A 23,227-nucleotide genomic window follows, 5' to 3' on the forward strand; every position below is an offset into this window, starting at 1 on the left:
CGGGTAGCGCGTTCACAGGCTGTGGTCAGAAGCAAAGACACGACATTCGGCTCAACGGTCATAGCGTTGACCGCCTGTATGTTTCTGGTCGGCGGTCTGTTGGCTGCCGGAGGCACCAGTACCGTCGCCATGAACAAGGTACCGGGAATAGCAAATGCCACATCAGGTGGAACCTTGGAGTTGCTCTATGGTTTCTGGGCAGCGTTGCTTGTCGCCCTGGTCGGCGTGATCGCGGGATTCGCTATCGCCGCTCGGGATCGTGACCTTGATTTGGCGCTCCTGTCAATCGCTGGGGCAAACCCGCAGCAGCTTACTGCTATATCTACATTGGACGGCACCATCGTGATGACTACAGGCATTATCATCGCAGCAGGCGGCACCGGACTGGTCGGACTGAGTACAGCCATGGTCTATTGGCCGCTTGTCCACAGTCTGTCCGTAGTCTTTCCTTGGCAGTTCTTCCTTATATGCGGGTTGCCGATCATCATTGTCGGGTCACTGGCGACCATGCTGACGGCGCGGCCTGCTTTGAAGCGCTCGCCCATAGCCATTTTGCAAGGTGCAATAGGCGAATGATCGGCAGTGAGCTTTAATTGTTGGATCCGCGATGTGTAATTGAGCGGTCTTGCCAAGCATTGATTTCGGCCATGGCTGTGTGTGGCATATTCATCAACGGACAGTTCCTTGTCGTATAGGCCAACACAGGTCAATACGATAAATACATGCTGGACGCTCGAAGATGAGTATCGCCATTATGGCAAGTTAATCTTTAGGAGATCCTGTGGACGGTTAACCTTTAACATAGGAGTAGATAAACAATTAGCGGTCAAATTTGTCTATCGAGTACAGTGAGTCATGTGGGTCGGGACAAGGCTTGATTGCCGAGACTTTCACTTACGTCACAGTGTTTGGTCGTGGTTGCCGGTGGTCATCAAGGTAAAAACGATTCGATTCTTATCGCGCTTGTACACTAGGAGCCAGTCTGCGTCGACATGGAGTTCCTCGTATTCGGACCAGCGTCCTTTCAACTGGTACTTTCGATATTTACGTTTAAGCAGTGCTGAATTGTAGTTAGCCAAATCGTCGAGCACTTGATCGAGCCTGATTAAGTCGAAATGCTTCTTCTTGATTTTCTTGACATCTCGCAGGAATTTTTGCGTATATGCAAACTCATACATGATGGATGATGTCTTTCATATTCTCTACATCACCCACGTGAGTGACCGGTGAAGCCTCGGCTTCCTCCATTTCTCGGTCAAATTTGGAAAGTTGGGAGCGGAATGGAAGCCCTCCCTCGCGCAACGACTGAGAGAGGAACATGTTAATTGCCGTGCCGAGATCAAGGCCTAGGTCTTCGAAAAGCTGTGAGGCCCGACGTTTCATATCCTCGCTGGTGCGAATTTGAATTCTCGCTGTCTCTTTCATTGCTTTCGCCTGCTTCAATTGCTCAATTATTTGTCTTAGCTCCAAAATTATATCATTATTGCTCCGGATGGAGTTGTCTTGGAGTCATTTAAACACTGCAAGTAAAGAAACGAGAATGGCCTGAGATTCATGAGTAAGGTTATTGACAATGTGATGCACAAAGTAATCCGGAAAGATGGATCCTTGAACTGTAAAACGGTATGACAAGGGCCAGCCAAGTTGCCTCGGCTGGCCCTTGTCTTGTGGAGCTGCGGGGAATTGAACCCCGGTCCGGTGACCGCACCCTCAGTCTTCTACGTGCGTAGTCTGCTGGCCTTTGTGGCTATCTGTCTGCCCCTACCTGTGTCGCAGACAACCGGTGGCGGGCATAGCCGCAGAAAAAGTCCCCGAACCGCCCTGTGGCGCGGCAGTTCAAGCAAGTCTTCTTAATGACGCTCAGCATCCCCCCGAAGGCGAAGGGGAGTGAACGGAGCAGCTACTCACTGATTAGTCCTGGCGCGAAGCTCAGGCAGCGAGAGCAAACTCAGTGCGGTTAGATTTAGCACTTGTTGTTTGCGGGAGGACATTAACGAGCGGACCCCCGCGTTCTCGGCACGCTTCCCTGCGACGAACAGGTCACCGTCGAAACCGATCAGCCCCAATCTTGAATTATCAAGCTCTGCTGGTGCCATTGCGGACCAGCCTCGTCAGTATACAACAGATGGACGCTGTGGATATTCCCGCTTCTCCCTGGGCATTGTCTTGGATCCCGATCAAGCCACAGAGTCCTGTCGACGCGTGGCAGCTCATCGGCATCCGGTAAATTCCCAATTCCGTAGATATAAGTTTGGTCCCGTCCTGTCGGCATTGACGGCTCGACCTGGCGGGACCACAGTCATGCTCAAGGACAGGGAGTCATTGGCCCTGCTGGCCTAAATAGTCGGGGATATGCTCAGGATATTCGGGCCAGGCGCCCTGCTGGGTGCAGACGAAGGCGGCAGTGTTGACTGCAGCCCGGTGGGCCTGAGTCAGGGAGGCCCCCAATAGGCGGTTGATTGCGAAGGTGCCGGAGAAGGCATCGCCGGCCCCGACCGTGTCAGCCACGGTGATTTTAGGCGTGGGCAGGTGTGAGGACTGGCCGTCCGCCAGATAGATCGTGCTGTAGTCGCTGCCGGCGGTCAGCACGATGGTGTCCAGATGCCACTGGTCCATGAACCAGCTGCAGAGCTCGTCGTCGGTGGCTCCAGGAATGTGGAACATGTCGCGCAGGGTGACCAGTTCCTCGTCGTTGAGCTTGAAAACCGTGGCCATGTCCAGCAGTTCCTGGATTAGATCCTTGCTGTAGAAGGTGCCGCGCAGGTTGATGTCGAAGAAGCGCATGGCATGGCTCTTAGTGTGGCGCAGGACCTGCAGGCAGGTTTCGCGGGACCCACTGCTGCGCATGCTCAACGTGCCGTAGCAGACGGCGTCGGCCTTGCTGGCTAGCCCGGCCAGGTCATCCGTGTATTCCAGATGATCCCAGGCCACATCAGGCTTGAAGACGTACTGGGGGATGCCCTCGGTCAGCTGGACCTCGACGGTGCTGGTGGGGTGGTCGTTGTGCTGTAGGAAGGCATCGACGCCGGCCTTCTGGACCGCCTCCTCAAGCTCCCGGCCCAGGTCGTCCCGGCCCACGGCGCTGAAGGCATAGCCTTCCGCCCCGTTCTTTGCGGCATGATAACTGAAGTTGACCGGTGCTCCACCGGCCCGCTTGCCTGTTGGCAGGACGTCCCAGAGGATCTCGCCGATGCTGAGGACCACGGGTTTACTGGTCATGGTGTTCCTTTCCTGACGACGGGCGATGTGCCCGCCTTGTGTTTGCTGATTTCACAGTTGTGCGGCCCATGCTGGCCGGGTGCTCCAAAAATTGGCTGGCCGCCACCGCAGCGGCTCCGGTCAGTGTGGCATCGGCTGGAAGACGGGAGAGCAGAATCTGCGTGTGCTCGCGCAAGCCAGGCAGGGCGCGTTGGGATACTATGGTGCGAACTCGTTCCAGCAGACGGGGACCAGCGGCGGCCACCATGTCTCCGATGATGATTTGAGCAGGGTTGTAGGCGTTGACGATGGTCACGCAGCCATAGCCCACGTAGTTGGCTATTTGACCCACCAAGGTCTGGGCGACCTGCTGGCCCGAGCGGGCCTGGTCGAACAGACTTGCGCAGGCCTTGGCGTGGGTCATGGTCTCGATTCCAGGGAAGTGATCCCGCATATCCGGCTGGCACATGCGGCGGTGGATGGCTACCGCCGAGCAGTAGCATTCCAGGCAGCCGCGGTTGCCGCACTCGCATGGCAGGCCATTCAGGTCGATGCTGACGTGTCCGATCTCGGTAGCCGCTCCCTGGTTGCCGTCCACCAGGGCACCCCTGTCGATGACTCCCAGTCCAACGCCTTCACCCACCAAGAAGTAGGCCATGCTGGATGCGCTCACTCGGGAGTCGAACAGGCTTTGGGCCAGCGCGCCAGCTCGTGCATCCTGCTCGATGAAGGTGGGTACGCGGAAAGCCTGGCCGAATTCGTGTATAAAGTCCACGCCACGCCAGCCGGGCATGCTGGTAACCAGGGCGATGCGGCCGGTCTCTCGCAGGTAGGGGCCCGGCACAGCCATGCCCACGGCCACGATGGTGGGGTTTGTCTCCAGACGTTTTCTCACTCGCGTTCTGACTTCAGTTACTGTGCCGGGGATGTCATCGGGATCGACGGGGGGCAGCTCCTCCGAGTCCAGGAGATGGCCGCTGATGTCGAAGAGTCCGACGCTGACCAAACTGCGGGCGAACTTGACTCCGATGACCTGGTAGCGGTCGGCGTTCAGGGCCAGGCCGATGGATCGACGGCCGCCCTCTGAGTCCATGCTTCCGGTCTCGCTGATTAGGCCCAAGCTGATTAGGCGGGCCACCAGCTTGCCTACGGCCGCCGGCGTCAGGTTGAGGTCCCGTGCCATCTGGGCTCGTGAACTGGTGCCGTGCTGATGCAGATATTGGACGATGCGTGACTGATTGAGTTCGGAGAGGGCCTTTGGTGTGCTGGCGTATGGACTGCCGCGCATGTCGACCTCCTCCTTGAGTAGTACAGTCTCACGATCTTCGTGCACTTTATGAACAACGTTTATATATTAACACTGTTTATTATCCTTGCACAAACTTTCAAAGTTGTTCAAGGTTTCTCGACAAGACATTCCCGTCGTTGGCCGCTTCATCGCAGCCAAGAAGTTCATCAGCCTCTACTTCTTCACCAGTGCGATGGATAGTAGGTTCTTGTAGGCTCGCAGTCCTAAGCGAGCTGCTTGTGCGGTGGATATTGGGCTCTGACGGTGCCCGTTCGCCCTAAACGCCGGCACCTCTTCTCGTCTCCGGCTTATGGGTAGACTGATGAGGTGGCCATCGATGGTCATGGCTGGAGCATGTCAACGACGCGGTCGTCAGTGGCATCAGTCTATTGCACGAAAGGTATGGATCATGAGTCTTGATAATGGCATCGACACCGTCGCCGATCCGTCGAAGGAGCGGCCGCTGGCCCTGATTCCCCGGCCGCTTCACATGCAAAGGGATCGGGGTCAGCTGCTGTTGCCAGTGGCGGGCAGAATTGTCTGCGGTTCAGCAGTTGACCAGGAGCTGGCTTCAGTTCTCAGTGACCAGTTGGCAGGTACCATAAAGCAGGCTACGGGGATGGTCTGGGATCATTCGCGAGGGGGGGCTTGGGCTGGCGCAATCAGTCTGGACCTGGACCAAAAACTTGGTCCTCAAGAGTATCTTCTGCGCATCGCCGATCAGGGGGAGCGCCGCCCGATTGTGGATGTCCGCGGCGGCGACGGTCAGGGACTGCGATGGGGGGTACAGACCCTCCGCCAGGTCATCATGCAATGCGGTCCGGTGCTTCCCGCCTTGCACATTCAGGACCGCCCCGCCTATCCAACGCGCATCTACAGTCTGGATGTGACCCGCGGTCGGGTGCCCACCATGGAATGGCTGCGGCACTGGGCGGACATATTGGCCCTGTATAAGTTCAATCAGCTGCAGCTCTACATTGAGCACACCATGGCTTTCCCGGGCATGAGCGAGGCCTGGAGGGGCACAAGCCCTCTGGAGCCCGGGCAGATCACCGACTTCGATGACTATTGCGCCCGCCTGGGCATCGAGTTGGTGCCTTCGATTTCCACCTTCGGTCACCATTACACCAGCCTTCGCACTCGCGGATTCAGGGATCTGGGCGAGTTTCCCGAGCAGGCGGACCGGCCTTACTCTTTTATAGAGCGCCAGGAGCATCACACCATCAATGTCAACCATCCGCAGGCCCTGGCATTCTCCACTGGGCTGATTGACGCCTATGCGCCGCTTATGCGTACGCGTAACTTCAATATCGGCGGAGACGAGACCTTCGATCTGGGCAAGGGGCGTTCGCGGCAGGATGGTTCCAGTAAGGATCCTGCTGACATGTATGCCGATTATCTGATCAGCCTGTGCGATCACCTGCATGCGCAGGGCCGCCATCCCATGTTCTGGGGCGATGTCGCCGTGTCCATGCCCAAAATCTTGGACAGGCTGCCCGAGGACTGCACGCTGCTCAACTGGCTCTATGATCCGCAGGTAGGGCCGGACAAGGTTGCCCTTGTAGCCTCGACGGGGGCCCGGCAGGTAGTCTGCTCGGCCGTTCACGCCTGGAATCTTCTCCTTCCTGGAATCGACAATGCTTGGAAGAACATCAGCCGTCTGAGTCAATATGGGATCCAGTACGGTGCCGTTGGAGCCATGGTCACCGACTGGGGCGATTACGGGCACATCAACGACCCGCGCATGAGCTTGCCTGGCATGGCCTACGCCGCGCAGTGCTTCTGGAATCCCAATGACGATGATCGAGACCGGGTGGACAGGGATCTGGGCCTGTTGGTCTATGGGGATGCGGCGGGGGACTATCTGCCGGCACTGATCCAAGCTGGCTCTAGTGTGGTCTTCGGCTGGGACGATATGGTGCGTTACTGGGAGCTTGATGACGGACATGGGGGCCTCAACCAGGATGTGGCCTCTACATTGCCGGGCGCAGGCGTGCCTGCACTGGATTCGTCTGCCGATCTCGACGAAGCTCGACGGAGCCTGCTTAAGGCTTTGCGCATTCGTCTTGAGCAGGTGGATCAGCGTGACGCTCTGCTGGTCGACGCGGCTGTACGCATGGGCAGGGCGGCCGCCGGATGCCGGGCTGATGCGCGCAGAACTTTGCAGGCTCAGTTGATAGCTGTCCATGGTCAACGCCTCTTTAACGCACTGGGTCGTAGTCTAGCCGTTCGCTATGGCGTTCTGCCTGGAGCTCCGGATGCAGAAGGCGATCGGGGCCTGGCCGATGCTTTTGAGATCTGGTTTGAGTCTTACGCTACGGTCTGGCGTCAGGTCAGTCGGGAATCGGAGTTGGGAAGGATCGCCTCTGTGATTTGGGGCTTCGCCGACATTCTTCGGAAGGGAGCGAACTCCTGATCGGATCGATTGCGAGTTCATATCGAAAGGCGGGAAGAGCGCGAGAATGATCATCAATGAGTAGAGTATGGCTCTGCGGCTTTTTGGACGTTTCTTGCACGGAGTCTTAGGATTGCATAAATCTCGAGCCAGGAAAATGGTCTGTGCCTCGTCTGCCGGTTTCAAGCTTTGGCCGGTTTTTATGCCAAAGCTTAAAACCGACAGGATAATTGTCCTACCAAGACACGTTCGGCTTTCATCGTTCGATGCTAGTTGAGCACTGGGTCTTATACGGCGAAGGAGCTTCTCGAAATCAGCTGAGTAGTACCAGGGATAGTGATACCGCTTCTATATAATTCAACGAATTGACAAAATCGATTCATCCCTCTACTCTTGTTGCTCAGGAGGCAGGAATTGGTTTCCTCCCCTGTAAACGCTGTAAAGGTAAATGCAATAGGCAAAGGAGCATTTCGGATGGGTTTGTGGGACGTTGACAAAATCGAATACGTGGGTCGCCAAGGTGTCAAGGAAGGCCTGGGCTTCCGCTACTACGACAAGAACAAGGTGGTGGCCGGCAAGCCTATGAAGGACTGGCTGCGTTTCGCCGTGGCCTGGTGGCACACCTTCAACCAGGGTCTGGTGGATCCCTTTGGCGATCCCACCGCTCAGAGGCCCTACTACCGATACACCGATCCCATGGATCAGGCGCTGGCCAAGGTGGATTACGCCTTTGAGCTCTTCACCAAGCTGGGGGTCGAGTTCTTCTGCTTCCACGACCGTGATCTGGCTCCCGAGGGCGACACCCTGCGCGAGACCGATGCCAATCTTGACAAGGTGATCGACCGCATCGAGGCCGCCATGAAGGACACGGGCGTCAAGCTACTATGGAACACCTCGTCGCTCTTCACCAACCCTCGTTTCGAGGCCGGTGCCGGTACCTCGCCTTTCGCTGATATCTATGCATATTCGGCAGGGCAGCTCAAGCACAGCCTGGAGATCGGCAAGCGGCTCGGTGCTGAGAATTACGTCTTCTGGGGCGGTCGTGAGGGCTACGAATCCCTTTGGAACACCCGAATGAAGGAAGAGCAGGACCATATGGCCGCCCTCTTCCACATGTGCGTGGACTACGCCAAGGAGATCGGCTTCGACGCGCAGTTCCTGATCGAACCCAAGCCCAAGGAGCCTACACTCCACCAGTACGATTACGACGCGGCTACTACGATCAACTTCCTGCGTACCTATGACTTGCAGGATAACTTCAAGCTCAACATCGAGGGCAACCATGCCAACCTGGCCATGCACACTTATCAGCATGAGGTCCGCGTAGCCCGCGAGGCCGGCTTCCTGGGATCCCTGGATGCCAACCAGGGCGACAAGCTGATCGGCTGGGACATGGATGAATTCCCCTCGGACCTCTACGATGCCACCGCCGTCATGTGGGAGGTGCTGGCCAATGGGAGCATCGGGCCCCGCGGAGGCTTGAACTTCGATGCCAAGCCGCGCCGCTCCTCCTTCCTGCCTGAGGACCTCTTCAGGACCCACATCGTGGGCATGGACACCTATGCCGCCGGTCTGCTGGTAGCTGCCAAGATGCATGAGGACGGCTACATCGAGCAGTTGCAGCAGGAGCGCTATTCCTCCTTCGAATCCGGCATCGGCGCCACTGTTGAGGACGGCACGGCCACGCTGGCCTCCCTGGAGGAGTACAGCCTTGACAAGCCGCAGGCCGAACTGATCGCCGCCGACAAGTCCGACCATCTTGAAGTGGTCAAGGCCACCATCAACAACTATATTGTCGAGGCTCTGGCTCAGGCCTGAGCATAAGAAAATGTTGTCTTCGGCCTCATGCGATGCTCCTGGCACTGTGTGGGGCCGAATTCTCTTATTTGAGGTGTTGTGCCTGCAGGTTCGCGATGAATTAGGACTAGTCATATTTGGTCCTCGTATCGTTGACTGAAGTTAAGAATGATGGCTATGTCAGGCGTGCTAATGGTGCCTCCCGGGGTCTGCATTAAGTAAGCAGGTGCCGTCATTGCCAATTCCATGCAATGGCGCAACGACACTAGTCAGGAATTTATCTAGTCCGCCAACCCGTCGAATCCCAACCTAAACAGCTCAATGTGAGTGCTCCTCGGTTCCAAGTCTTCACGCGGACACTGTCTTGTCGGCCGCGCCTCCCGAATACATCGAGAGGCTGCCGGTCAGCGCCGTATGTCAGGACTAAACAACTGGCAATGTCTGTCGGTTTTGTCAAGCGGCCGATTGATTCTTTTGAATTCATTAATCTCGCCATAGTTTCAGGAGCCTTTGCCAGCGTTTTCAAAGATTTGAATGCTCAGGACTTCATGGAGGGGGGGGGGCAGACTATTTCGATGGTCAACGAGTTAATGAGGACTTTAATCAACACTCAAGAATTTTCGCTTAGCCTGGCAATTCCAGCTTTATCGGGTCTGTGTCAACTCTAGTGTGAAAAGTACAATCGGCAAGACCTATGAAGGCTGAGCCGGCTTCAAATACATGCTGAAAGTCTTCCAAAAGGATTTGGTTAAGTAAAACAATGAAATAGTTTTACGCAGTGACGGATCTGTAATTCGATTCATAGGGTAGATCCCCTTCTGGTACGAAAGATAAGGCTCGTCAAAGGTATCTTAAAACTTGAACAGGGGAAATGGCATCGGTATCTCAATCGTGTCCTGACAGTCGAGTTGCGTCAATGGGTTTTTCGTTGGCATGGTCTATGTTCATGCGCTGCCTACTTGCACCTCAGACAGTAGTCTGAAGATTAGTGATTGCTCTGACTTTTCTCCGTTTGATCATTAGCCTTTGACGACACGCCGGCAATTTCGGTTATCAGCCTGGATTATCGGGTTTTATCGTGTGAGTCATTGCTTCTCTGCAAATCGTGCTACAATTTAACTAAACCGCTTTAGTTATCAATGTTGAATCGGCTGAAACGAGGAGGTTTGCGGGATGCAGCTAAACGTGGGGCGTGAACTCGACAGGTGCGATCGAGTCATGAGGCAACGACTGTTGCCCTATGTCGATCGGCCGGTTGGCCATTGCAATGTCAGGGCCTACCGGATCCCTGGCGAGCCTATTGCTTCCCAGGACTTCTTCGCTCGCTTGGCTAAAGGAGATATTCCCTTTGAGCACATGGCCGTAGGTGAATCCTGGGGGACCACCTGGGGGACCACTTGGATGGAAATTTCAGGAAACATTGACCAGGAACACCGCGATGAGACCCCGTTGGAGCTAATTGTGGACCTTGGATGGCAGCCAGACTCACCGGGGAGCCACTACGAGGCAGAGGCTTACCGTCCCGATGGTTCCATAATTAAAGCCGTTAACCCGAAGAATAAATGGATTCCCCTGGATGGCAGAGACTGGAAAGGGTCAGCCATTGATGAAGAACCTTCGCTTATCAGGTCCGATGGGACTTTTACCCTCTATCTGGAGGCAGCCTGCAACCCGCTCATTCTCGGGGTTCCTCCATTCGTTAAGACTCGTTTGGGTGAAGGCACCACGGGCCGAGCCGACGAGCCTAACGCTCTGAATCAGCTGGATGTCTGTCATTTCGATTATGAGATGTGGAACTATGCCATGGATCTGGAAGCGGTCAGCCAGATCATCCGGGAGTGCGACCCCAAGCAGCCACGCTATTGGAGGCTGGGTAAGGCCCTGCAGACTTCCTTGAACAGCTATCGGGAGGGTGATGCAGCTAGTCTGCAACAGGCCCGTACGGCCCTGGCCGAAGAACTCAGCCTGCCGGCTGTGTCAAGCAGTTTGGATCATGCAGTAGTAGGTCATTCACACATTGATTCGGCCTGGCTTTGGCCCAAGCGTGAAACTCGCCGAAAGGTAGCCCGTACAGTCTCTAATATGCTGGCGCTGATGGAGCGAGATCCCGATTTTATCTATGTAATGAGTTCCCCACAACAGTATGCCTGGCTTGAGGCTGATCATCCAGATCTGTTTGCTCGCCTTTTGCGTCGCGTCAAAGAGGGACGCTTCATTCCTGTGGGTGGCATGTGGGTCGAATCTGATGGGATGTTGCCAGCGGGCGAATCATTGACACGCCAGTTCAGCTATGGAAAACGCTACTATCGTGAGCATCTAGGCGTAGATACCGATGTAGTCTGGGAGCCTGACAGTTTCGGCTATACGGGCCAGTTCCCTCAAATTGCCCGGCGTGCTGGCATGCGTTACTTCCTTTCGCAAAAGATCTCATGGAATGACACTACAAAGTTCCCTCATCATACTTTTGACTGGCAGGGTATCGATGGCACGCCTATATTCACTCACTTTCCACCGATGGATACCTACTCCTCAAGCATGACTGCCCGGGAGCTTAATCATTCTGAAGAAAATTACCAGGACAAAGACTTCTCCGATAGAGCCATAGTCCTGTGCGGCTACGGTGACGGAGGCGGCGGCACTACTCGCGAAATGCTGGGTCGGTTTGACCGTCTGCGTGATGTGGAAGGTGTTGCAAAGGCGCGTTATGAGACTCCGGATGATTTCTTCCGTGAGTCTTGTCAACAGATTCATCAGCGCGCTGGTCGAGAGATGCCGGTCTGGAAAGGCGAACTCTACCTGGAGCTCCATCGTAAGACACTGACTTCTCAGCAGGATATGAAGCGTGGCTGCCGGCAGGAAGAAGCCATGCTGCGTACTGTGGAGTACCTGTGCGCTTATGCTTCCTTGGCTGATGCAAATTATGACTATCCTCATGCTGAGCTGGATCAAATCTGGCGAACTTTGCTGCTGAATCAATTCCACGACATCCTGCCCGGTTCAGCTATCTCTTGGGTTCATCGACTCGCTCGTGAGGATTATCGGCGTGACATTGGTCGCCTGCGAGAAATCGGTCAGGAGGCCGCCGGTGTCATTGCCAGAGTGCAGAAGGGGATTGAACGTGTGCCTTCTGCTCTGATTAACCCCATGGATGTTGATGGGGACAACGCCTGGCGGGCTGTACCGTCAGTGCCCAAGGCAGGCGGTCCAACGGCTAAGGTCCAAGTTTCTGCCAACGACCAGGGATATATTTTGGACAATGGCCTTATCAAGGCGGTTGTGGGGACTGATGGCACAGTCCACTCCTTGCTGGATGTCGTTTCCGGACGAGAGCTGATTCCAAGGGGCTCAACAATGGGCGGCTACGAGCTGCTCAAGGATGAGCCCACTATGTGGGATGCGTGGGATTTGGAACGTGACGCCCTTCTTACCGCCATGCCGGTGGATGACCCTGTTCAGATCACTGCAAAGAAGTCCGGGGTGGACGTGGTTCGAAACCACGGTGACACGCGGATCACTACTGGCATCAGCCTGTCGCCTGGGGCCAGGAGGCTGGACTTCACCGCTTCCGTGGACTGGCATCAGGATGAGCAGTTGCTGAAAGTGGATCTTCCCTTGGCTGTCCAAGCACGTTATGCCCAGTTTGAATGTCAATACGGATTCATTGACCGGCCTATACAGAAGAACAATGCGGCTGAAGAGGCGCAATTCGAAAGTTGCACCCACCGGTTTGTGCGGGTTAGGGATGACGATCTAGCCGTTGGCGTGGTAAATGCCTCGACCTATGGCGGCGATACCACACCTATTCCAGTTGATCCGGCTCATGGTAAGGAGGCAGGAACTTTAGTTCGCCTGACACTGCTTTCTGCACCTGTTTTCCCCGATCCGGATACTGACCGAGGTCATCATGAGTTTGCCTGGTCCGTGGTTCCTAACGAAGACCAAAACGCTGTTCTGGCCCAAGCTTATCGGCTTAATGCTCCTGTCTTTCTAGATGGTCTGCCTGACGCAGAGCCTCTGGTGAGTTTGGACACCATCTCTGGAAGGCTAGTAATTGACTGGATGAAGATGGCTGACGATGGCAGCGGTGATCTGGTGATTCGTGTGTATGACCCTGATTCCTCTCCTGCCCGTGGTCGTCTGAAACTGGGGCCGTTGCTGAAGGGAGCTACGGTACGAGAGACCGATTCCTTGGAGGAGTCGCCGTTGCCTGACGATTTGCGTCATGGATTGGTAGATAAAGGTGAGGTGAATGCTGAAGGTGCCTCTCTGGAGTTTATGCCCTTCCAATTCACCACCCTCAGACTGCACCAACCACAAATTATCGGCAAATAAGATCGAAAGAACATGAAGGGTCATTGATTATGTTGCTTAAAGTACAGCGTGAGGTTGATCGCTGCAAGCGGGTCATGAATGAGCGGGTACGCCCTCATATCCACCATGTGCTCGCCCAGTGCGATGTACAGGCTGTTTGTTATACGGGGGAACCGGTGAATCCGTCAACGTTCCTTGATGAAGCACGGCATGGCGGTGTGGCATTCACTCCTCTTGCCGTCGGTGAGCCATGGGGCACCACATGGGGGACGACGTGGATGAAAGTGACTGGCCAATTGCCTCGTAGCTCGGGCAATGGACACCCGATCGAACTGCTTTTTAATCTGGGTTGGCTGGATTGGCCAGTTGGCGGACACATCGAAGGAATGGTGTATCGGCCTGATGGCTCGGTGATCAAGGCCATCCATCCACGTAACTACTGGATTCCATTGGTTGATGATCAAGGCAAGGCGGACCAAGTCGTTGATCATGACGGAGCCTTCACTGTCTACGTTGAAGCGGCATACAATCCTAACGTCCCGTCTTTCACTGTTACGAGTCTCGGCGATGCCCCCACGGGCAAGGCGGATGAGCGTTACGTCTTTGAATCGGTGCAAATCGCCGAATATGATCACGAAGTCCATGAATACTGGATAGACCTCGACATCGTCAGCGGCGCTGTAGAACAGTTGGATGCCGGTTCGCCACGGTATTGGAAGCTGGCCAAGGCGCTGCAGCGTTCCATGAACATCTTTGATGGAGCTGATGAAGAGACTGTGAGAGCCACCCTGCCTGCTGCGCGTGAAACGCTGGAAACGGTGATGAATAAACCCTCCGCACCTTCTGCTTTGCAGCTATCCGCCATGGGGCATGCTCACATCGATTCAGCTTGGCTTTGGCCTGTGCGTGAGACCAAACGCAAGGTAGGACGGACAATCGCCAATGTGCTGACCCTCCTGGATAACGATCCAAAGTTCTGCTACGTCATGAGTTCTGCCCAGCAGTATGCCTGGCTCGAGGAACGGCACCCGGATTTGTTCAAACGTGTGCAGCGCTACGTACAGGAGGGAAGGTTTATTCCTGTAGGAGGCATGTGGGTTGAATCGGATGGAATGGTTCCCTCAGGCGAGTCGCTGATTCGTCAGCTTTCTTATGGGCAACGGTATTTTAAGCAGAAGTTCGGTGTTGAAACCCATGGGGTTTGGCTGCCGGACAGTTTTGGATACTCAGGTTCATGGCCCCAAATCGCTCGCCGGTCGGGAGCACGTTGGTTCCTGACGCAAAAACTCTGTTGGAATGATACGACCCGATTGCCGCATCATTCGTTTATGTGGGAAGGGATTGACGGATCCAGGATCTTCACCCATTTCCCTCCGGCAGATAAGTACGATTCCGACATGTCCCCCAAGGACCTGCACTATGCGGAACAGAATTTTAAGGATAAGGATCTGTCGGATCACGGGATTCTGCTGTTCGGCTATGGAGACGGCGGTGGTGGACCAACAAGAGAGATGACCATGAGGGCTGCGCGTCTTCGTAGCTTCGAAGGCCTTCCTCGGGTGGAATATGACAATCCAGATCATTTCTTTGACGTGGCTTATCACGATATGGCTGACCAGGCTGGCAGTGAGATGCCCACTTGGAAAGGCGAGTTGTATCTCGAGCTCCATCGCAAGACGTTGACCTCCCAGCAGGACATGAAACGTGGTTGTCGCAAGGAGGAATCATGGCTGCGCATGGCGGAATATTGTTGTGCCTATGCCGAATTGGTCAATGAGGAATATGTTTATCCGCGAGAAGAGCTTGACAGAATTTGGAAGACCTTGCTGCTCAATCAGTTCCATGACATTTTGCCTGGATCCGGTATCGCATGGATATACCGAGTGGCTCGCAAGGAGTATGCAGAAGATATAGCCCGGCTGCGGGAGTTGACCGCCGAAGCCTTGCGTGCGGTCGAAGCATCTACTAAGATCAGAATTCGGCCTGAGGCACGAATCATGCAAGTCGGACGAGCTGAATCAGGACAGGCATCCTGGAGTCCGGTCAATGCAAAGGGAATAGTCAGTAATGCTTCAGCAGTCACTGTCTCTCGTAAGGCAAACAGCGAGTTGATTCTGGACAACAGCCTTTTGCGCGTTGTCATTGCTCAATCTGGAGCAGTGACATCCATATGCGATCTGACAACCGGCAGAGAAATAGTGGCACCTGGCCAATCCTGTGGGCTTTATCAGGTACTTAAAGATGAGCCCGGTGTCTTTGATGCTTGGGATGTAGAGCGCGATGCATTCTTGGCTGTCTCTGATTTGAATCAAGGCCAAATCGAAGATGTGAAGACTGACGAGGACGGTACTGTTCACGTCCATGTGAACAATAAGTACCGCGCCAGCACTATTCGAACCAGCATCAGTTTGCGTCCAGGTTTGAGACAGCTTGATTTTCATGCTGACGTTGATTGGCTCGTTCCGGAAAAGCTGCTCAAGGTTGTTTTTCCGCTTGCTGTCAGAGCAGACCGTGCCCAGTATGAAACACAATTCGGCCTTATCGAACGTCCTATCGTGAAGAATACCGAGGGTGATGAGGCACGTTTCGAGAGTTGCACGCATCGTTTCGTCCGCATAGCTAATGAAGAATTTGGCGTTGGCATCGTCAATGGGTCGACTTATGGATCCGATGTGTCCGCTATATATGGACCAGAGAATGGTCCGGAAGTCGGCACTCAGGTACGCCTGACCTTGGTAGGTGCTCCTAAAGCACCAGACCCGCATGCAGATCTGGGCCACCATGAGTTTGATTGGGCTCTGGTGCCTGGTCCTGATCTGGATTCGACCTTGGCTGCAGCTGCGGAAATCAATGCTCCAGTGTTGAAGGATGTGCCTGATATGGAGCCCTTGATTGGTCTGCAAAATGTGCAGGGCTTGCCTGTCGTCGATTGGATCAAGATGGCTGACGATGACTCAGGTGATTTGATAGTGCGTATCTACGAGGCCAACGGCCAACCGGCATCTGCATCGCTGGCAGTGAATGGGCCCATGGTGGGGGCACAGGTCTATGAGACCGACTTGCTGGAGCGGGACCGCCACTATCAGGGTGAGCCTGATGCTCTCAAACAGCCGGGGGCTGCTGAGGGGGCTCGGCTTGATCTGGGACCTTTCCAGATTGCTACTCTTCGGCTTTCTAAAGCCGGAATTCAAGGATGAATTAGTAAAGGAGAAATCACAATGAACAAAACCATAAAAACGGCGCTGTCGTTGCTGTGTTCAGCAGCGGCAGTAGTGAGCTTCGGAGGATGCGGGGGAAGCGCATCCTCCGGGTCTGGTACTACCGAACTGAAGTTCCAGACATGGAACCTCAAAAACGACAAGTTCACAGGATACTTCCAGGATCTGATCAAGCAGTTTGAAAAGGAGAACAAAGGCGTCCACATTAAGTGGGTTGATCAGCCGGCTGACAACTATGAGGACAAGCTCTCAACCGACGCCGCTGCAAATTCCCTGCCCGATGTAATTGATATGGGGCCTGAGGCTGCGTATACCTTGGCTGGTGCTGGTGCGTTGCTCAACATTGCAAAGGAGGAGCCAAACGCCAAGGATCAATATCTTGATGCTGCATGGCAATCAGCCACTTTCAAAGGCCCGCATCTGGAGGAGGGCACCTATGGGCTGCCTTGGTACCTGAACACAGGCCCTACCCTCTATAACAAGGCCTTGCTCGATGAGTGCGGGCTTGACTCAAGCAAAGTGCCGAAGACTCAGGATGAAATGTTTGCCAATGCTGAAATCTTCGGGCCGAAGTGTGGTGGCAAGTATGCTATGACCACTGGCCTTCCCAGCATCCAGGATTTCGGCATGTACGGCGTCCCACTGATGAACAAGGATCACACCAAGTTCACCTTTAATGACCCTAAGGGAGTGGCCTTTGTCCAGCATTATGTGGACATGTATAAGGCCAAGGCCTTTACTGACGAGATGCTGAACACCTCCAATAGCGGCGAGTCAAAGAGCTTCAACTCAGGCTCACAGGTTTTCCTCAATGGCAGCCTGTACAGCATTGACGATATGAAAAAGAATGCCCCCAAGGTTTATGAACATATGGGCATTACCAGCATGGTCGCCAACACTCATCCGAACATGATGATGGAAATGATGACTGTCAATGCCAATTCCAAGCATAAGGATATGGCGCTGAAGCTGGCCAAATTCGTGACCAACTCCAAGAACCAGCTGGCCTTCGATAAGAAAGCCAATGTCTTCCCATCCTCTAAGGGCACCATTGATGATCCATTCTTCAACCCATCTGGTGACGATATGAATGCTGTAGGCATGAGAATGGTCGCCAAGCAGGTGCGTGAAGGACGTATATGGGGTCCTCCGCAGTTTACTGCAGTAGACGGCACCAGACTTCAAGAACAAATCGCCCAGGCCCTGCAGGGCAAGGTGACTCCCAAGCAGGCACTGGACAATGTTGTTGAGTACGCCAACGGCAGGTTGAAGTAATGGTCCAGTCGTCTCATAGACAGCATAAGGGCGTCGGTTCCGCCGGCGCCCGGCGCCTTAACCCTGACGGCACATATGTGCACCCTTTGGGAGCCAACAGGAGCGGTCGTGTCGCTCCATGGCTCTTCGTGACTATCCCGATTTTGTGGATTCTGGTCTTTTCCTTGTTGCCGTTCCTGAACACAATCCGCTTGTCCTTCACGGATTCGACCTTGTTGCGTCCTGGAAAATTCATCGGATTCCAGAATTTCATCGATATGTTCCATGATCCACATTTCAGAACGGCAATGACGAACTCATCTCTGTATGTCGTCTGCGTTGTGCCCTTCATGATTATCCTGCCGTTGATTCTTGCGGCGTTGGTGGCCGAAAAAACCAGAATAATGGGATTCTTTAGAACATCGTTCTATGTCCCGGTAATCATGTCCAGTGTGGTGGTCGGATTGATTTGGACCAACCTGCTGGATTCCAAGGGTCTGGTCAACGGTCTGTTCCGTGCCTTGCACTGGATAAGCAAGCCCATTCCATTTCTCACTGATCGTTGGTTGCTCTTGTTCAGCGCCATGACTATTACCATTTGGACCGGCCTGGGCTACTACATGATTATCTATTTGACGACTATCGCCAATATTGACCCGGTCTTGTATGAGGCTGCACAAATTGACGGAGCAGGCGCAGTTCGTCAATTCATCCATGTAACCCTACCTGGATGCACCTGGACTATGATTCTGATCTCCCTGCTGTCTTCTATGTCAGCTTTCAGAGTCTTTGGTGAAATTTACATGTTGACTAATGGCAGCGGTGGAGTCGGCGGGGCCGACATAACGATGACAATGCTAATCAAGAACGAAGGCACTGGCATCAATGCCCGAACCGGATATGCCGGGGCATTGGGTCTGGTTATGTTCTTTGTGCTCGGTGCTCTGATTCTCTTCGAATGGTTCCTGGAATCGAGGTCCTCTGATGACGAGTAAGCATATAACAGTGGGCAAGGTCGTGAAGTATGCCGTCTTGGTCCTGCTCTTCCTTTTCCTTGCCTGCCCGTTGCTATGGCAGATATCCTTGGCTTTCAAGGGTCCTAAGGATGATATGTATGCAGTTCCGCCATACTTCTGGCCTCGCGACCCTACGGTCAGTAACTTCAGCGGAGTCTTCAAGCGTCTGCCGATAGTTGGCTATGCCTTAAACACACTGGTCGTGGCTGCTATCAATATTATCGGCAATGTCATCAGCGGCACTATGGCCGGCTATGCCATTGCTTTGCTCAAGTTCAAAGGCAAGCGGATCGTAGTAGGAATTCTGTTCCTCTCCATGCTGATTCCTGGAGAAACAGTTATGATTACGCAGTTCCTGATCATCCGTTCTTTGAACTTACAGAACAACTTGATAGGTGTCGCCTTGCCCGGCATTGTAAGCGCGATGAACATTCTGCTGTTCGTTAATGCATTTCGTGCGATACCTCGAGATCTGATTGAGGCCGCGGAAATGGATGGCGCTAGCGTTTGGCAAAGGTTCACCATGATTTGTGCGCCGCAGGTCAAGGGGACCATGGCTCTAGTGGCTATCTTCTCATTCATGGGTTCGTGGAATGACTTCCTCTGGCCTCTGATTGTTCTGACAGACGACAGTCACTACACATTGACGCTAGGGATGTCTCGTTTGCAGGGAACATTTGTCTCGGATCCCAGATTGGTAGCCGCAGGGACTGTCATTGCCCTGGTGCCTATTCTCATCTTCTTCTTCGTCTTCCAGCGCTATATTTTCCACGGACTGGAAGTCGGCGGGGTTAAGGAATAACGGAATACAGATACTCATGAAATACGGCGTTAATTACACACCATCCGCCGGTTGGTTCTATACATGGCTTCATCCTGATTGGGGACGTATCAGAGAAGATCTGGAACAGATAGCCTCGATTAGGGTGGACCATGTAAGGATCTTCCCTTTATGGCCTATCCTGCAACCGAACAGAAACTATATCAATCCTCAAGCGCTGGATGACTTACGGCATATGGGGGAACTGGCAGCGGAAGCAGGTTTGGATTGTTATGTAGATGTGCTTCAGGGGCACTTGTCCAGTTTTGATTTTCTCCCATCCTGGCTGCGCTCTTGGCATTCTCGCAATATGTTTGTCGATGCTCAAGCTGTACAGGCTCAGATCCAGCTGGTTATAGCCATCTATGACGCTATGGCTGATGTTCAAGGCTTTGCCGGATTGACTCTAGGCAATGAATGCAACCAGTTCGCGAGTATGACGCATCCTTCGCCAATGCCACTGACAAAGGCGCAGGCCGATGCCTGGCTTCGCGCTTTGCTGTTGCCTTTGCAGGAGCGTGCTCACCACGATGGGAGAGTACTTCTGCACAGTGAGAATGATGAGGTCTGGTATGCCGACGGTCATCCATTTACTCCCGACCAGGCAGCGAATCTGGGAGATGTGACAGCTATCCATTCGTGGGTCTTCAACGGAACTGCCCAGCATTACGGTGCTCTGAGCGTCGAAAGTGTTGGTCATGCTGAATACCTTGTCGAATTGTCCAAAGCATTCGCACGTCATGATCATCGGCCGGTATGGGTCCAAGAGATTGGGGCTCCGAATAATGTGATAACCAATAGTGAATCTGGGGTTTTCTGCAGTCGCTCAATCCAGAGGATGCTGCGTTGCGGCGATCTCTACGGTATTACCTGGTGGTGTTCCCACGATGTCGATGGGCGTTTTGTTGACTTTCCGGAATTGGAGCATCACCTGGGTCTGTTTGATCTAAAAGGGAATCTAACGGAGGTCGGCAAAGCCTTTTCTCAGATAGTGGCTGAGCCCTTGCCCATGGTTGTCAATAGACAGGTCGCTGTAATTGTCGATGTGGACGAGCAGGGATTGCCGCTGTCGCGGGGCTCCTTGGCTCCTGGAGGATCTGTGTTCGAAGCTTGGATGCAGTTGTCACGCTCAGGAGAGCATCCTGCAGTGGTCACATCTGCCTGTGTGCATGACGAGCAGAGCCTGAATGCAAGGGGCATACGTGAATGCCTGCCAGTTGAGCTTCGTACAGGGAATGTGTACAGCAATGTAGCTCGATCGGATTGAATCTAACTCGGAGCGCGACAGTGGGGATCCTTCGAGAACGAACGAAGGATCTCCACTTGAAGCAAGTAAACAAAGGGAGATACACGGATGGTTGATTCTCGCTTGTTCTCGTTGGAGAGCATGGGGGCGCATCCTCGGATGTGCGAAGGTTCGGTTGTGCAGGGCGACCGATGGAGAATAGGCATTCTTACGGATGCGCTCATACGTTTCGAGTGGTCAGATACTGGGGTGTTTGTCGACGATGCCACGACTATGGCCATTAATCGGCGATTCGAGCCAGTTCCGGACTACACAGTCACGCACAATGACGATGGTTCGTTGGAAATTGAAACTTCAGAGTTAAGAATATTCTACGACAGGCAGCCCTTCAGTCCTGAGGGACTGTACATCTATATGAAGCATTCTGGAGCTCAAGAGAGTACCTGGCATTATGGAGATGAGCAGAAAGGCAATTTGGGAGGAACCACCAGAACTCTCGATCAAATCGACGGCTCCACTGCATTGGATCCAGGCCTGATATCCAAATATGGCTGGGCAGTGATTGACGATAGCCGAACCAGCCTGATACGCAAAGCGGATCAGGTAGGCGGGAAGCCCAATCCTTTCGGTACCTGGGTATTCCCTAAGGAAGGGCCGAGCCAGGATTGGTATTTCTTTGGCTACAATCAGAAGATAACCGAGGCTGTAAAAGATTTTTACCATTTGAGCGGGCACACTCCACTCTTGCCTAGATACGTCCTAGGTAACTGGTGGAGCCGATACCATCGGTACTCGCAGGATGAGTATGAACAGCTTATGGAACGGTTCAACCATGAAGGCATTCCATTCACCGTAGCCGTCATCGATATGGACTGGCATCTTGTCGACATTGATCCCAACTTAGGCTCAGGTTGGACGGGCTATACCTGGAACAAGGAGCTATTCCCCAATCCAAAAGACTTTCTGCATTGGTTGCACGATCATGGCATGCGAACCACGCTCAGCCTACATCCGCGTGATGGGGTTCGGTCGTTTGAAGAACCATATGAGCGTGTAGCTAGAGCCGCCGGAATCGATCCTGCATCGAAGAAAACAGTTGAATTTGATGTGACTTCGCCCGTAAGTATGAACGCTTATTTTGATGCCCTTTTGCACCCGATGGAAGAACAGGGTGTTGATTTTTGGTGGATTGATTGGCAACAGGGATCAGTTGCCAAGCAGAAGGATTTGGATCCGTTGTGGTTGCTGAATCATCTGCATTATTTGGATTCTGCTCATATGCCGGGGCATAGACCTCTGACTTTCTCCAGATATGCCGGTCCTGGCTCGCACCGTTATCCGGTAGGATTCTCCGGCGATACTGTTGTTAGTTGGGAATCACTCAGATTCCAGCCATATTTCACTGCCATGGCCAGCAATATCGGTTATGGGTGGTGGAGTCATGACATCGGCGGTCATATGTTTGGTTACCGTGATGAAGAGTTGGAGGCTCGATGGTATCAGTTGGGGACCTTCAGCCCCATCAACCGATTGCACTCAAGTTCGTCACCTTTCAATGGCAAGGAACCTTGGAACTTCCGCGTGGATGTTGCTCAGAGTATGGTCGGGGCCCTCAGGCTGCGGCATGCGCTGATTCCATATTTGTATTCCATGAATAGACGTGCCGCATATGAGGATCTGCCATTGGTGGAACCGATGTACTGGCATTACTCAGGAGGCAATGTGCCCACTCAGTTCATGTTCGGCACCGAGTTAATTGTCTCTCCCATCCTGGAACCAGCTGATCGTGCCTTGCAGAAAGCCAAAGCACAAGTTTGGTTTCCACATGGTCTTTGGTTCGACTGGTTTGATGGCCGCCATTATGACGCAGAACAGAAGAATGGGCGCAACATGGAAGTCTGGCGTGGACTGGACCGGATGCCGGTTTTTGCCAAGGCAGGAGGTATTGTTCCGCTTCAGAGTCGCAATGACCATAGGGGACAAAATGATAACGATTACGATTATTCGTTGAACACTGTAGAAAACCCACAAGGTCTGGACTTGCGTATTTTCCCTGGTGATGACGGGCATTTCACGCTTTGGGAGGATGACGGGGCACCCCAGGGCAGGATTACATGGGTGCGGACTGATCTGGACTTGAACTGGAAAGAGGGAAAGTTCACCATCAGTCCGGCTCAAGTATGTCCGGAAGAGGGGGCAGCGGGGGTATCCAATGACCCGGGGCTCGTAGTGCCAAAGCGCAGGGATTGGACGCTGACTTTCCGTGGCTTAGCCCCAGTGGACGCATCGAGGATCACGGTACTGTCAGACAGTCAGGAGGTTCCTTTTTCCTGCACCTATGATGAGGAACGACTCAGCTTGATTGTATCCTTACGAAGTCTGTCGTGTACCTCGCAAATTGATTTGGTCTTCAATGATCGACCACAAGTTGCACACAACCCTATGAATCATGATGCTCTGCAATTGTTGCAAGGTGCACAAATGTTCTACTTCACTAAGGAGCAGGCCTGGGATCAAGTCAGGAATCTTGGCGTCAAAGCAGTGTCAGCCCTTCATACTCTCGAAATGCCTCCTGGGGACTATGGTGAACCTTCCTGGTTCCAATCTCACATGCCGCAGGAGGTAATACGAGGTCTGGAGGAAATTTTCCTTAGGGATCAGTAAATTATCTGAACGTTCAGGGT

General features: G+C 53.6%; 14 protein-coding genes and 1 other RNA gene. 10 read left to right on the forward strand and 5 right to left on the reverse strand.

Translation table 11 applies throughout. The features are described from left to right. Positions 1-576, forward strand: a 576-nt coding sequence (locus AC0AP0_RS00545) for an FtsX-like permease family protein (protein ID WP_490428846.1), incomplete at its 5' end; no start/stop codon positions are given. Between the two features lie 323 nt (positions 577-899). Here the strand turns inward: AC0AP0_RS00545 and AC0AP0_RS00550 are convergent. The 5 genes from AC0AP0_RS00550 to AC0AP0_RS00570 form a co-directional block, all read right to left on the reverse strand. Beyond that, positions 900-1,178, reverse strand: a complete 279-nt coding sequence (locus tag AC0AP0_RS00550) for a type II toxin-antitoxin system RelE/ParE family toxin (RefSeq protein ID WP_490428847.1) — start codon at positions 1,176-1,178, stop codon at positions 900-902. Next, a complete protein-coding gene (locus AC0AP0_RS00555) occupies positions 1,171-1,470 on the reverse strand; it encodes a type II toxin-antitoxin system RelB/DinJ family antitoxin (protein WP_490428848.1) in 300 nt (99 codons plus the stop codon). The genes AC0AP0_RS00550 and AC0AP0_RS00555 overlap by 8 nt, the downstream gene beginning before the upstream one ends. 195 nt (positions 1,471-1,665) lie before the next feature. Continuing rightward, positions 1,666-2,064, reverse strand: a transfer-messenger RNA (tmRNA) gene (gene ssrA / locus AC0AP0_RS00560). A 255-nt stretch (positions 2,065-2,319) separates the two neighbouring features. Continuing rightward, entirely contained in the window at positions 2,320-3,219 is a 900-nt protein-coding gene (locus AC0AP0_RS00565; RefSeq protein ID WP_198190622.1) for a carbohydrate kinase family protein, read from the reverse strand. After that, entirely contained in the window at positions 3,209-4,486 is a 1,278-nt protein-coding gene (locus tag AC0AP0_RS00570) for an ROK family transcriptional regulator (RefSeq protein WP_490428849.1), read from the reverse strand. Before AC0AP0_RS00570 ends, AC0AP0_RS00565 begins: the two co-directional genes overlap by 11 nt. A 409-nt stretch (positions 4,487-4,895) precedes the next feature. Between AC0AP0_RS00570 and AC0AP0_RS00575 the strand changes: the two genes are divergently transcribed. The 9 genes from AC0AP0_RS00575 (at position 4,896) to AC0AP0_RS00615 (ending at position 23,207) form a co-directional block, all read left to right on the forward strand. Continuing rightward, entirely contained in the window at positions 4,896-6,902 is a 2,007-nt protein-coding gene (locus AC0AP0_RS00575; protein WP_490428851.1) for a glycoside hydrolase family 20 zincin-like fold domain-containing protein, read from the forward strand. A gap of 453 nt (positions 6,903-7,355) precedes the next feature. Further along, a complete protein-coding gene (gene xylA / locus AC0AP0_RS00580) occupies positions 7,356-8,699 on the forward strand; it encodes a xylose isomerase (protein ID WP_045935202.1) in 1,344 nt (447 codons plus the stop codon). A 1,152-nt stretch (positions 8,700-9,851) separates the two neighbouring features. Continuing rightward, the gene (locus AC0AP0_RS00585) at positions 9,852-13,010 is read left to right on the forward strand and encodes an alpha-mannosidase (RefSeq protein WP_490428852.1); all 3,159 of its coding nucleotides are present in this window, start codon (positions 9,852-9,854) and stop codon (positions 13,008-13,010) included. A 29-nt stretch (positions 13,011-13,039) separates the two neighbouring features. Next, a complete protein-coding gene (locus tag AC0AP0_RS00590; RefSeq protein ID WP_490428853.1) occupies positions 13,040-16,186 on the forward strand; it encodes an alpha-mannosidase in 3,147 nt (1,048 codons plus the stop codon). A gap of 21 nt (positions 16,187-16,207) precedes the next feature. After that, positions 16,208-17,482 (forward strand): ABC transporter substrate-binding protein, encoded by a 1,275-nt coding sequence (locus tag AC0AP0_RS00595; RefSeq protein WP_313840301.1) that lies wholly within the window; start codon positions 16,208-16,210, stop codon positions 17,480-17,482. Between the two features lie 77 nt (positions 17,483-17,559). Beyond that, positions 17,560-18,456, forward strand: a complete 897-nt coding sequence (locus AC0AP0_RS00600; protein ID WP_259465522.1) for a carbohydrate ABC transporter permease — start codon at positions 17,560-17,562, stop codon at positions 18,454-18,456. Further along, on the forward strand, positions 18,446-19,279 hold the full coding sequence (locus AC0AP0_RS00605; protein ID WP_490428854.1) for a carbohydrate ABC transporter permease: 834 nt from the start codon (positions 18,446-18,448) through the stop codon (positions 19,277-19,279). Before AC0AP0_RS00600 ends, AC0AP0_RS00605 begins: the two co-directional genes overlap by 11 nt. Before the next feature lie 16 nt (positions 19,280-19,295). Beyond that, positions 19,296-20,564: a glycoside hydrolase 5 family protein gene (locus AC0AP0_RS00610; RefSeq protein ID WP_144176830.1), complete on the forward strand. Its 1,269-nt coding sequence runs from the start codon at positions 19,296-19,298 to the stop codon at positions 20,562-20,564. A gap of 87 nt (positions 20,565-20,651) precedes the next feature. Continuing rightward, positions 20,652-23,207 carry a glycoside hydrolase family 31 protein gene (locus AC0AP0_RS00615; protein WP_490428855.1) on the forward strand — a complete coding sequence of 852 codons (2,556 nt, stop codon included), beginning with the start codon at positions 20,652-20,654 and terminating at the stop codon, positions 23,205-23,207. The last annotated feature ends 20 nt before the right edge of the window (positions 23,208-23,227 follow it).

This window comes from Bifidobacterium sp. POST2/T3 (B1), assembly GCF_058197115.1.

Coding starts and splice junctions, on each gene's coding strand:
- AC0AP0_RS00575 (WP_490428851.1), top strand. CDS start 4,896: ATGAGTCTTGATAATGGCATCGACACCGTCGCCGATCCGTCGAAGGAG.
- AC0AP0_RS00570 (WP_490428849.1), bottom strand. CDS start 4,486: ATGCGCGGCAGTCCATACGCCAGCACACCAAAGGCCCTCTCCGAACTC.
- AC0AP0_RS00615 (WP_490428855.1), top strand. CDS start 20,652: ATGGTTGATTCTCGCTTGTTCTCGTTGGAGAGCATGGGGGCGCATCCT.
- AC0AP0_RS00595 (WP_313840301.1), top strand. CDS start 16,208: ATGAACAAAACCATAAAAACGGCGCTGTCGTTGCTGTGTTCAGCAGCG.
- AC0AP0_RS00550 (WP_490428847.1), bottom strand. CDS start 1,178: ATGTATGAGTTTGCATATACGCAAAAATTCCTGCGAGATGTCAAGAAA.
- AC0AP0_RS00605 (WP_490428854.1), top strand. CDS start 18,446: ATGACGAGTAAGCATATAACAGTGGGCAAGGTCGTGAAGTATGCCGTC.
- AC0AP0_RS00565 (WP_198190622.1), bottom strand. CDS start 3,219: ATGACCAGTAAACCCGTGGTCCTCAGCATCGGCGAGATCCTCTGGGAC.
- xylA (WP_045935202.1), top strand. CDS start 7,356: ATGGGTTTGTGGGACGTTGACAAAATCGAATACGTGGGTCGCCAAGGT.
- AC0AP0_RS00590 (WP_490428853.1), top strand. CDS start 13,040: ATGTTGCTTAAAGTACAGCGTGAGGTTGATCGCTGCAAGCGGGTCATG.
- AC0AP0_RS00610 (WP_144176830.1), top strand. CDS start 19,296: ATGAAATACGGCGTTAATTACACACCATCCGCCGGTTGGTTCTATACA.
- AC0AP0_RS00585 (WP_490428852.1), top strand. CDS start 9,852: ATGCAGCTAAACGTGGGGCGTGAACTCGACAGGTGCGATCGAGTCATG.